Annotated in this window: 10 protein-coding genes; all 10 read right to left on the reverse strand. The window is 33.5% G+C overall.

Going from position 1 to position 12,015, the window contains the following annotated elements:
* Window positions 1–349 precede the first annotated feature (349 nt).
* On the reverse strand, window positions 350–994 hold the full coding sequence (locus DG435_RS04450; protein WP_106792080.1) for a hypothetical protein: 645 nt from the start codon (window positions 992–994) through the stop codon (window positions 350–352).
* Window positions 995–1,347: 353 nt separating this feature from the next.
* Window positions 1,348–1,485: an alpha amylase N-terminal ig-like domain-containing protein gene (locus DG435_RS26065; protein ID WP_108840561.1), complete on the reverse strand. Its 138-nt coding sequence runs from the start codon at window positions 1,483–1,485 to the stop codon at window positions 1,348–1,350.
* An 83-nt stretch (window positions 1,486–1,568) separates the two neighbouring features.
* Window positions 1,569–5,594 (reverse strand): DUF4114 domain-containing protein, encoded by a 4,026-nt coding sequence (locus tag DG435_RS04460; protein WP_106792078.1) that lies wholly within the window; start codon window positions 5,592–5,594, stop codon window positions 1,569–1,571.
* 260 nt (window positions 5,595–5,854) lie between these two features.
* A complete protein-coding gene (locus tag DG435_RS04465; protein WP_106792077.1) occupies window positions 5,855–6,586 on the reverse strand; it encodes a LytTR family DNA-binding domain-containing protein in 732 nt (243 codons plus the stop codon).
* A gap of 24 nt (window positions 6,587–6,610) precedes the next feature.
* Window positions 6,611–6,931 (reverse strand): Hpt domain-containing protein, encoded by a 321-nt coding sequence (locus DG435_RS04470; RefSeq protein WP_106792076.1) that lies wholly within the window; start codon window positions 6,929–6,931, stop codon window positions 6,611–6,613.
* Between the two features lie 3 nt (window positions 6,932–6,934).
* Window positions 6,935–7,954, reverse strand: coding sequence for an ATP-binding protein (locus DG435_RS04475; protein ID WP_234387071.1), 1,020 nt, complete (start codon window positions 7,952–7,954; stop codon window positions 6,935–6,937).
* Between the two features lie 37 nt (window positions 7,955–7,991).
* Window positions 7,992–9,128 (reverse strand): FIST signal transduction protein, encoded by a 1,137-nt coding sequence (locus DG435_RS04480; protein ID WP_106792074.1) that lies wholly within the window; start codon window positions 9,126–9,128, stop codon window positions 7,992–7,994.
* Window positions 9,129–9,133: 5 nt separating this feature from the next.
* Window positions 9,134–10,729, reverse strand: coding sequence for a PAS domain S-box protein (locus DG435_RS04485; RefSeq protein ID WP_106792073.1), 1,596 nt, complete (start codon window positions 10,727–10,729; stop codon window positions 9,134–9,136).
* Entirely contained in the window at window positions 10,722–11,267 is a 546-nt protein-coding gene (locus DG435_RS04490; protein WP_106792072.1) for a heme NO-binding domain-containing protein, read from the reverse strand. The genes DG435_RS04485 and DG435_RS04490 overlap by 8 nt, the downstream gene beginning before the upstream one ends.
* Window positions 11,268–11,527: 260 nt before the next feature.
* Window positions 11,528–11,935 carry a response regulator gene (locus tag DG435_RS04495; protein WP_106792071.1) on the reverse strand — a complete coding sequence of 136 codons (408 nt, stop codon included), beginning with the start codon at window positions 11,933–11,935 and terminating at the stop codon, window positions 11,528–11,530.
* Window positions 11,936–12,015 lie beyond the last annotated feature (80 nt).

Here is a 12,015-nt window from a genome sequence, read left to right on the forward strand (position 1 = left end):
ACTTCTGGTGTAGAAGGAGCATAGTTTAAATTGTTTTGATAACCGCTTTCTCTTTGAGCAATCAAAGGGATAGAAAGCAACAACATCAAATAAAACGTTAGTTTTTTCATATAAAAGTAATTAGCGACTGATTTTGTTTTTATTGTATTCCAGTAGCAATATTACGGCATCCCAGTTTCGTTTTTCGGGACTGAGAAAAAAAATGAAAGTTTTTTTAGAAAAAAATAAAAATCTGATTTTGAGGAGAGGTAAACACCAGCATAGCGAGGGTAGAATCCATACCAAAAAATAGAGCAGAGATCAATCTGCTCTATTTTAGAATTAATATTACTAATTTGCATTTGACAGGCTAATTGCCAACAATCACGCGTGCCGCCAGATATCCATTATAAAAAGTAGTATGGGTACGTTTAAACTGTTTCATCACTTTATCAATTTTGTTATTAAGCAAGGCAGAGGTTTGATCAAAAAGATCAGACAATGTAGCTGTTGCTTGTTTTTGAGCAATACGATATTGTCTGGGCTCACCGTTAAGTACCAAAAAACTATCAAAACTATTTTTTAGATCTGTGATTTGATCCTGGGTTACTCCATAATCGCCCAGAGGCGTTATGTTTTGATCTAATAATGAGATGGTCTCTGTAACTACAGTTACAAAATCCTGATTGCGAAGACTATATAGGTCAGTAAAACTTTTTGCCGCTTTTTGTTCTAATACTGCATTACCTTCTACAGCTGCATAAGCTTCTAGTGCGTCATTAAGAATGTCTCCTTTTTCTGATACAAACCGTTTTTGAATAGTTTTGTTACTACTTAGATATACTCTAGAGGCCTCCTGAGTATCTTTGTTTTCATTGATTTGTATCAATAACTCATCTAACTCATTTTTAAAAGTTACTAATATCGGTACGCTATTCCATATATTGGTATTGGTGTCCATAAACGTTTGTACGGCCTGGTACATTTCTAATCGATTGATCTGTCTTTGATCCATAAAAATTGGGTTTTAAGTGTATACTAATTTGTATGCTATACTGTATTTAAGCATATGCTCTTAGTATATTTACCTAGTTGTTGTTTTGTTACTCCTCTCCCTTATTTTTTTAGACAGCATAGCAAGTTATTTTCTATATGTAAAATGCTATTTATTAAATTGAAGTATACATTTTTTTAATGCAGATGCTTATTTGTAGAATGTAAGGGTACATTTTTTTGATGTAGATGATCATTTTTTTTAATGAAAGAAAATGTTTTTTGAATGTAGAAAGGTATTTGTTGAGTAGGAGTGTATATTTTCTTACTGTAGCTGGATGTTTTTTTAATGATTTACTGTTTTTTTAAACCTTATCAGGAAGTCCTAATACGTAATTCGGGCAATGTTGTTACGTTACGTTTTTGTATTGTCAGTCTAACATAGAGATCGTGTTTTTTATTAACATAACAATATTGATCATTTGGGTTAAAAAAAATAGCGAGGACAACCATGACATCATCCTCGCTATTACCCAAATCCTGAACTTAACCTAATACCATTTAGTGTAAACTTAAGTGCTAAATGGTATACTTTATTATCGGATTAAAAAACTGCCTTTATATTTTTGTTTGTTATCACTTCTTAAGATGTAATAGTATACACCGGGGATAAGGCTTTTGGTTTCAAAAGTTATACTGTTATTATGTAAAGCCATACGTTCTTGTCGTACTGTTCTTCCTATCATATCGATAACAACCATTTCTATGGTCTTGTGTATGCCCGGTACTCTAATCGTAGTTTTATTTCTAAAAGGATTAGGATAATTAGAAAGTGTAGTCACTACCATTTGCTCATCGGTTTCTACTTGTGCGATTTGATCATCATTATCTTCTTCCTCATCTTCTGTTGCCACAGTTGGTGTTTCTGGATCTAGTTCTGGATCTATTGTTACCGTACTGGTGAATGCCAGATCCGATACTTCTAAATGAAATGGAGTAAAGTTTTGATAATCTCCCTGTACAGAAAATACAATGCTTCTTACTTTTTTGAAGGCTTCATTTTCTTTATTTCCATTTGTAAAATCAGCAAACGAAAGGGTATGAGTTGTCTTTTTATCTGTGGCAGCAATTCTATATCTAAGTCTGTTACTCCAGTTTGTAAGGCCTTCGGTTACTAATATCACCTCGATATCTCTATCGTTATACATTTCGAACTGCACAGCATCGTAGTCAGATACAGCTAGTGTAAGTTCACCTGCCAGGATATTTCTAAAAAGATTTAGCGTTTCTTTTACTTCGCCATATACCAGTGCATTACGTTCTATAGTATATTCACTTTTCTGTGCTGCTACATCATGTGTCGTGACTTCAAAATTCTCGATCACTACGCCTTGTTCCTGGTAATCAATACCCCAGGGGCCATCTGCCAGATATAATGCATCTAATTGGGCAGAGTTTTCTCCTTTGATCGAGAACCCGATATCAAATAAATACCCTGTTTCTATTGTGATTTGCTCATGGTATGCTCCTGATAATGCTACGGTTTCGATCATATTGTGTTCTTTTGATTGTTCGGTCGTTCTAATATTACCATTAAATGTCATATGGTGAGCGCCTAATTTATTGATGATATTAAGAGTTAGTTTTCCATCTGCATATGATCCTTTTTCTACAAATACGGTAGGTACTCTATGGCTCACTTTATGACTACGCATAGGTTTATCGGTTGTAAATGCATCTAAGATATGATTGGCAATATTGGCTACTTGTGGTACCGATCCTCCCCATACCTGGAAATTTAAATAATCTCCATCTGGGTAGTTACCGATATTCCATAAGCTATAGATTTCGTTTTCAGATTCACCTTTCTTAACCGAAAAGGTTAGTGCATATTCAATTTGACCTGTAGCTCTTTCTATTCTGGTACTTACAAGTGTATGATTTTTGATAGTTACCGTTCGTACATCTAATAATTTAGAGCCGTTTAATCGATCACATATTGTTTTTGAATGATCATAAATAGAACCTTTGGTCGACGTTGCCAGTGCTGCTGCTACTCTTTCATTTCCTTTATAGTAATCTACAGAGAATACAGCTTCTGCATTAGTGATCCCCAATAAATCTTCTGGGCTGGATACATAAGTAGACTCGGTACCGAATATTCCTGTGTTAGGGAAATAGATACTTAAATCTTCATTGTTTGCAGATTTGTATGATTTCGTACTAGGCTGAAATCTTTTTTGACTCTTTTTGGTATTAAAAACACTATTCGTTTTTGTTCTGCTAAAGTTACGTTTGGCGATTAAGCTGGCTAAGTCACCGTTACTTTCTAATCCTCCATTATTGGCAGAAGTAACATCGGTTGCAGTATCGATATCTACACAATTATCTGTAGAGATCGCTGTATAAGGACTTGCTGTGATATAGAATAACGCATCGTTAAAATCCTGGTCACAAGAAGCATAATCTCTTCTTATATCTTCGAAGCCTAATATAATTCTTTCGTTATCGGGATCAGATAATAATACATTGTGATATCGTAGGGTAGGGTCTGTTTCTGGATTATAATCCGGATTAGAGTGTAGTTGCCAGTGTCCTGTTCCTACACAACCGTCTGACCATGCATTGGCTAGCAATACCCATCCTATTCCTGTATTAGGAGGAAAAGTTCCTATTTTTACTTTATCACCTACTTCTAATTCGCCACCGCTTCCTACAGCCGATACATTAGGAAAAATGATCGTAATGTCTTCTGGCGCTGGTATTGAAGGTGATGGGTTGTTAATGTCATAGGTATAGAATCCCAGTGTATTTTTATATCCAGCTCCTTCTCCTATAAAAGTAACCCATATATCGGCTTGTTCCTGTACTTCAATATCTGTATCATAACCCGAAGAAATATAGTGAGGGTTAAAATCGGGTACCGGATATCCTTCTGGTAGTGCATTATTTACCAAATCGATAGTTTCCTGGCTCACTACATCCTGCCCGTCTAAATATAAAGGCTTTCCATTAGAAGAAAAATCACCTAAATAATTATATCGGTCACAGATTTCTGGGATAGGAAAACTTGCCGGGGTTTGCCCTCCGTTTTCGGGAGCAAAACTACTTTTTCTTAAATCAAAACTATCATCTAATCCGTCATTATCGTTATCAACTCCAGATAGTGTAGTTTCTGCAATTCCGTCACCATCACTATCATATGCTTCTGTACTATCAGATACGCCATTATTGTCAGAATCAGTATCCAGGTGATCATAAATTCCATCATTGTCTGTATCTACTAATCCATTAATGGTTCCAGCATAATCAGAATCAAAGGCATCATCCATACCATCATTATCGTTATCAATGTTTGATAACCCCTGGTAGTTACCACTATTTTGTCCTTCTATGATATCTACAATTCCATCATTATCAGAATCGATATCATAGCAGTCATAAATGTTATCATTATCAGTATCTATAAGAATAACAGCATTGCCTTGATCAGGATCAAATGCATCTGCTAATCCATCAAGATCGGTATCCAAAAAGTTGCTATCTGATCCATTGTAGACCCCGTCGTTATTCGTGTCTTTATCACCTTGTCCTGCTTCTACGATATCATAGATACCATCGTTATCAGAATCGATATCCAGAAAATCGGGATTACCATCGCTGTCTCTATCAAAAGCGTCTTGTACTACATTGTCTCCGTTACCACTGATATCATTATCCAGATAGTTGTATAAATCATCACCATCATCATCTCCATAAGGATTCATACCGTTACATTCTGTAATATTTGTTATACCATCACCATCACTATCGATATCCATAGAATCTAAAGCACCATCTTGATCTTTATCCAGAGGAGAAATGCCATTGGCACATTTAAATCCATCATTAGAGTTTGTGGTCTCGGTAAGATTAAGGAGTGTGGCTGTTGGGGTATTACTTTCGTAATCATTGATTAAGTATAACCCTCCGTTATTAACAGATAAATACAATCTGTTATTAGCATCGGCATAAGCAGCTCCAAAAGTACCTGTAGGTAGATTGGTTACTGTTTTTTGAGAAAATACAGGGGTTCCTGATGACAGATCCCATTTGTATAGTTTTCCTCTGCTTCCTCCATAAAAGGAACCATTTATATAGGCAATATCTGCACAAGTACTAGGCGAAGCCTGATCTGCTTCTACAACCTCGAAAACGGGAGAAGAAGATCCGTCATAGTCTTTTAAATTTGTTATTTTATGAAATGTTCTCTTATTGTTGTTTTGGAAAACCCAAAGATTTCCGTCTGCATCTACATCTGCTGCATATCCACCACCAAAAACTGTAGTTCCGGCAGGGGTTACAGCACCAAGATCAATCACCATATCCTTGGCAATTCTAAGGAGATGATTGTCACCTTTCTTAATGGCATATAGATAATTATCTTCGGGATTATATCCTCCTGCATTATAGGTGGTAGAGTAGGTGTGTAGTGCATCAGAATATGAACCGGTAATTGGATCATATGCTTTTAAAGATCCAGAGATCACCTGATAGAAATTACCTTCATCACAATCAAAAGGTTGTTGAGCATATCCAGATAAAGCTACTAATATAAATATGAGGGTAGTTATTTTTTTCATTTTGATATAGATTTAGGTTTCTGATGACTAAAATTAATCTATATCAACTCTTTGTATTGGTAGTATTCGATCAGTGGTAATTTGCTGTAGATGAATGGGTTTAGAGAAGAGGTGAATTTTTAAACTGGATTGTCAATGTCTAAGGATAGGATTTAAAACTTCTTGTCAGTCTGAGCCTGTCGAAGACATTTGAAAATACAAATTTGAAAGCACTTCGACAGGCTCAGTGTGACAAATCAATGAGATGTTGCTAATTTAGTTTAAAGCATATTAAGACGCTTCATTAATTCTGGGCGATTAGAACGACTTACAGGGATAACATCTTTTGCAATAAGTACACTGTTGTCTTCTATATCAATAATTTTTTTGATATTAATGATATAAGATCGATGTACTTTTAGGAAAAGATCGGTTGGTAGTTTTTCTTCAACCTTTTTTAATGTAGAATGAACTGTGTAATTTTGCTTTTCGGTTTTAATTAGCACATAATCTCCTTTGGCTTCAATCAAATTAATAGTTGGGATATTGATCTTGATTAACCTTCTGTCGATATTAATATAAAGCTCATTTTCTTCAGAAGAAGAAGTGTTTAGGGAGGATTCTGCTGTTGTCTCGGTTGCACTTTCTGTTGCAGCAACTGTTGTTGCACTTTCTGCCTTTTGTATTGCTTTAAGAAATCTAGGTAAGGTTACTGGTTTCACCAGATAATCTACAATACACTCATACTCAAAAGCTTCTAAAGCAAAATTCTTGTCAGAAGTTGTTAAAATAATCTTAGGCGGATTCTTTAAGGTGTCGATAAAATCAAAACCTGTAAAGTCTGGCATATGAATATCCAGAAATATAAGATCTACTTCTTCTTTATTTAAGAATTTAATAGCCTGAATTGCATTCGGAAAATCTTCAATAACATTTAGTTCATCAACCTGTGAACAAAGTTGTTGAATAATCATTCTTGCGGTTTCTTCATCATCTATAATTATGCAATTCATAATAAGTTGGTTTTTAAAGGATTTTTAAAGCGTTTTTAGAAAATGCTCTATGGATTCTAAAATTAATATAAATTTTGAATATAACGAAGTGTTACTGCTTTTTAGCTCTTCTTCAAAGTCTATGGCAGTTTGATACCCTTCTTCAAAGCCAAACATTCCGATTTTATGTTTTAGTTTATGAACATTTTCTGCTGCTTTAGTATATGCTTTTGAGGTATAATTTTTAAGAAATTCATTTTTTTCATCAGGAAATTCTCGCTGTATAATACCAATTAGTTTTTGTTCAAAAGACTCAGAACCAGCAGCCAGTTCTTTAATATATATGAGATTTGGAGTTTCGTTCATATGTTATTTTTTTAATGTAAAATAGAAAGTAGTTCCTTGTCCCTCTTCAGACTCGATCCAGATTTTACCATTATAAAATTCTACTATTTTTTTTACGATCGATAACCCAATACCTGTTGATTTTTTTTTGTCATCAAGAGTTTGAAATATCTGAAATATCTTGTTGTGATATTTTTCAGAAATTCCTTTTCCATTATCTTTAATCCCGAACTTCCAGAAATGGGGGATTTCTTCATAGATCACGATAACCTCTCCTTTATCTTTATCTATTGCTTGTACAGCGTTATTAATTAAATTCTGAAATATTTGTTTAATTCTTGATACGTCTGCATATATAACAGGAAGTTGATTGTGTATGCTAATTTTTATATGATCAGGAGGATGTATTACATGTGTAATATCTTCGATTAGAGTATTTAAATCAATATCAGATTCGAGATTTCTTGTTTTATCACTAATTATAGAATATTCTAAAATCCCACTGATTAGATTATCCATTTTTTCAATATTCTGATCAATTAAATTCAGATTTTTTAGTATTGGTGCTTCAAGTCCTCCCTGGGTATCTTCTTTTATCCAGTTAATAAGCGTATTAATACTTCGTAATGGAGATTTTAAATCGTGAGATACTACATGGGCATAATCGTTAAGCTCTGTATTACTTTTTTCTAAATCTTTGAGTAGCAATTCTCTTTGTTTTTCTATTTCAGAAATTTGAAAAGCTTGCTCTTCGATCATTACCGCAAGTTCAATTCCTGAGAGTTCATCCCCATTTTTTCCTCCTTTCATATTTTTGAAAGTTATGGATTGAAGAATTCTAGTGGCATCAGTTAAACTGGCAATCACTTTTTTTTGCTGTTCTGCTTCTTGCTGAAGCTTTTGGTTGGCATCAAACAATTCTTTAGAACTTATAGACATTGCTCTTTGTAACATAGCTAGTTGATCTTCAAAATTGTGATAGGATCTATCAATAGCACTTAGAAATTTTTCTGAATACTGAGATTCTTTATGCTCAGTATTCAAATGTTTTTTGATTTGTCTGGTCAATAATGAGTGCATACTATTCACTAAATAAAGTTAAAGTCATTGTTTGATTATGTAGCTCGCAGTTTGAATTTTTTCCTTCAAAAGGGGATAGTTCGCCATATGAATAAAATCCAGCTACGGTAGCTTGAGCACCAATAGAGTCTATAACTTCTTCTACCTCTTCTTCAACACGTTGATCCATGACTAATTTTCTACCGATACAGCTAACCAATAATGCTAGTTCGGGTTTATGCTTTCTGTCTCTCATTCCTATTTCTGCTGCTTGCAATGCTCCATCTACAATATTATCAATATGTCCCATCATTAATTGAACGACGGCTCCTTCTGGTACATCTCCTGCCAGTGTCATCGTATTGGTTTTCTCATCGATGGATAGAATTGTTCTTACAATAGGTTCTTCTTTATCTTTGGATTTAACACTAAGTGGATATAATAATGCAGATTGAGGAAGTTCTGCAGCTTTATCTCCCAAATATTTTTTGTATAAATCCAGGGCAGGTTGGTTATCTAATTCATACAGTACATTATGATCAGATTTTGTAATTATTCGTTCTGGTCCAAAAGCAGTCCATCCTCCATATTGGGCATAACTAATCTCTAAAGATTCACCATAAAAGGCAATTAATATAACTTCTCCTTCTTTAGGGTTTTCATTATAACCCGATATTGTTTTTTCAAATCTCGAATCATCCCCACAGAGTCCACCCGTTATAGCAACATCATCGATCATTGTTTCGAGGCCTTCAATTAACGCCGAACCGTTTACAAAACTTCCTTCAGAAATAATGAAAACATGTTTTAAACCTTCTTTTGGTACTTTTTGAATCAGTTTATTTCCTAGTTGTACTGCATCCTTATTATTGTCGATACTATTTTCGCGAAATATAACATAGGTACTTTTTTCAAATTCTATGGCAGTTAGTGCTATCGAATCATCAAGAACTTTACTCCCAATAATTTCACCGGCAGTAGAGCCGATAACAATTTCTCCATCTGGGAATAGTTTTTTTACGTCATTATAAACTTCGGGGTCTTCTAGTTCATATCGATTTCCGAAAACCAACACTAAAGGGTTTTTTAGTTTTTTTTCTGTTGTTACAACAGCAGTCCATTCTTGATTTTTTCTCTTTTCAAATTGTTCAAATCTCATATGTCCTATTTTTTTAGTGTGAAATAAAAAGTTGTACCCATACCTAATTCACTTTCTAGCCATATATCACCTTCATACAGGTCTATTATTTTTTTAACAATGGCGAGCCCTATTCCCGAAGAATTTTCATTGTCTCCCACAGATTGAAACATCTTAAATATTTTGTCATGATGTTCTTTTTTTATGCCGATACCATTATCTATAATTTTAAAGAGGTAATGGGTCTTTTTATCTTCATAATCGATATCTATTTTTCCTATTTCTTTATCTGTATAAATTACCGCATTACCAATTAGGTTCTGAAAAAGCTGTTGAATTCTGGTAATATCACCATTGATTACAGGTAGTTTATTTTTAATAGAAATTTGCATATGATCAGGAATCAGAATGATGTTTTTTATATCATCTATAAGTATATTAAGATCTATTTCTTTGGTTTGTAGATTTTCTTTATTACTTACACTAGAATAACTAAGGATATTATTGATGAGAGTTTCCATTTTTTCCAGTGTATTTTCGATCATAGTAAAATGGTGTACCCCGGTTTTATCCAGTGTATCAACATGATCTTCCTTAATCCAGTTTACAAGAGCATTAATACTTCTCAAAGGTGATTTTAGGTCATGAGAAACGATATGCGCATAATCTTTAAGTTCCTGATTTGTTTTCTCCAGGTTTTTTACTAATTGATCCCTTTGTTTTTCTACCTTTAATTGTTCTGTTATATCTTCAATAAATGCAACCTGGTATTTAATGTTTCCATCATGATCTCGTACTGCTGCAATATTGGTTTTGGCCCAAAATGAAGAGCCATTGTGTTTTACATATCTTTTGTTTACAGAAAAGCTATCGATGATTCCTGTATTCATCTTTTCTAAATTTTCTGCTACAGCCTCATATTCATCTTTCATAGAAATATCTTTAACTTCTTTTTTCAGGAGTTCTTCTGCGGTATAGCCTAATAGGTTTTGAAATGCCTTATTGGTTTGAACTATTGTACCAAATTGAGCAAGTACAATTCCTAAAGACGAGTTTTCGACAATAACAGATAATTGTTTTTTCTGTTCTTCGAATATTTGTTTCTGCTTAAGTTCTTCGGTAATATCGGTTACAATACCCTGTGCCCCGATAGGAGTCTTGTTTTTATCAAAAATAAGACTGGCATTAATATGAACGGTACGTATTCCATTTTCTTTTGTATATACCCGGGCCTGGTAATCAGAAAAAGAACCTTTGGTAACCAATTCCTGAAAAGAGGTCATGGCATATTTATAATCTTCTTTATAAATAAGTTTTACGACATTTAGTTTTTCTTCGGCGATATCATATCCAAATAAATTTCTAGCGGCATAGTTCATCTCCAGGACATTGCCAAAAATATCCATTCTAACGTAGGCATCAAGTAAATTATCGAATACACCCTGTAATTCGGATTCCTTTGTACCTACCTGTTCTTCTAATTTTTCGTTGGTATCCTTTAATTCCTGAGTAATGAGATAAAGTTCTCGAGATTTATCTTCAAGAATTTTTTCTGCTTGTTTTCGAGCTAATTTCTCTCTTTGTATAGCTCTTTTTAGTATTTCTATATCATCATTACTCATTTGTTTTCACGATACTAAATTTTACTTCCGTTCCATCTGATGTGAGTTTTTCTAGAGTGATTGTTGCGGTAGCATCAAAATGCTCAAAAGTTTTGCGCATTAGTCCAAGCCCAAAGCTGTACATGGCTCTACTGGATTTATAAATCATAACCAGTTTAGAGGCTGTTTTTTCTTGTATTTCAAAAGTGGGTAGTTCTGCATCAGGGTATATTTTTCGAACTTCGACATGAATATGGTTTTCGATAGAAGATAGCATTTCTATAGGATCATTGTATTTATCGATTAAATCAGGGTAGCTACTGGCTAAGACAGAAAAAAAATGTTCGGCATATGTAAGAAGAAGGTCATCGATACTTAGTTTTGTATGCTCGCTAAGATGCTTTAACAATCCCAGCATTTCAGAAAAATCATAGGTACCTATAGCAGTATATGCTCCTTGCGATGGTAGATTAGACTGTTGGATAATTTTGTCAACTACTGCTAACCCGAATTTATCTTCGACTAATTCTAAAAATTCTGTAAATACTATTCCTTTCATTCTTTTAAAAACTTTTTGGTTAGACGCTTTTATACCTCAAAAATACTGTTATATCGTAGTTTCGAATGATTGTGTGTGATTTTAAAAGAAAACGATATAGGGGTAGTCCTCAGTGTTTTGAATTAAATTAATTTAACTCAAACCGATGTTTTCTTTTGGGGTATAAAAACAGATAAGAACTCCTATAATGACAATATATTTACATTAAAAAGAAATTTATTTCATGTCTATATTATTTCTGAAGTTAATAAAGATAACCGTTATACTTTTAAAAGCTCATTAACACTCCAGTATTCAATTAAACATTTTATTTTGTGCGTGTATTCTTCATACTTTAATGGTTTAACAATATAACCAGCGGCTCCAATTTTGTAAGCCTCTTTTAGATCTTGATGATTATTAGATGTACTTAGAATGATCACCGGTATGTATTGTAATGTTGCATTTGACTTTAGCTCCTTTAAAAATTCTAAACCATTCATTTTAGGCATATTTAGATCAAGAAAGATAATATCTGGTTGTTGCTCCTTTTGAGCTAAAATATCTAAAGCTTCTTCACCATTTTTGGCTTCCACAATTTTATGTGGATAGTTATTTTTATCCAAAACTCTAGCAAATTTTAGCCGTTCTATTTCATCATCATCTATTAATAAAAAAGTCAAACTCATTATTTCAGTGTTTTAAGTTAGGTTAAAAATTGTTCTTTAACAACACTAAAGGTCTCCTTTTTAGGGATAATTTTATTATT

This window comes from Aquimarina sp. Aq78, assembly GCF_900299525.1.
Taxonomy (GTDB): Bacteria; Bacteroidota; Bacteroidia; order Flavobacteriales; family Flavobacteriaceae; genus Aquimarina.

Coding starts and splice junctions, on each gene's coding strand:
- DG435_RS04450 (WP_106792080.1), bottom strand. CDS start 994: ATGGATCAAAGACAGATCAATCGATTAGAAATGTACCAGGCCGTACAA.
- DG435_RS26065 (WP_108840561.1), bottom strand. CDS start 1,485: ATGGTTGTCCTCGCTATTTTTTTTAACCCAAATGATCAATATTGTTAT.
- DG435_RS04460 (WP_106792078.1), bottom strand. CDS start 5,594: ATGAAAAAAATAACTACCCTCATATTTATATTAGTAGCTTTATCTGGA.
- DG435_RS04465 (WP_106792077.1), bottom strand. CDS start 6,586: ATGAATTGCATAATTATAGATGATGAAGAAACCGCAAGAATGATTATT.
- DG435_RS04470 (WP_106792076.1), bottom strand. CDS start 6,931: ATGAACGAAACTCCAAATCTCATATATATTAAAGAACTGGCTGCTGGT.
- DG435_RS04480 (WP_106792074.1), bottom strand. CDS start 9,128: ATGAGATTTGAACAATTTGAAAAGAGAAAAAATCAAGAATGGACTGCT.
- DG435_RS04485 (WP_106792073.1), bottom strand. CDS start 10,729: ATGAGTAATGATGATATAGAAATACTAAAAAGAGCTATACAAAGAGAG.
- DG435_RS04490 (WP_106792072.1), bottom strand. CDS start 11,267: ATGAAAGGAATAGTATTTACAGAATTTTTAGAATTAGTCGAAGATAAA.
- DG435_RS04495 (WP_106792071.1), bottom strand. CDS start 11,935: ATGAGTTTGACTTTTTTATTAATAGATGATGATGAAATAGAACGGCTA.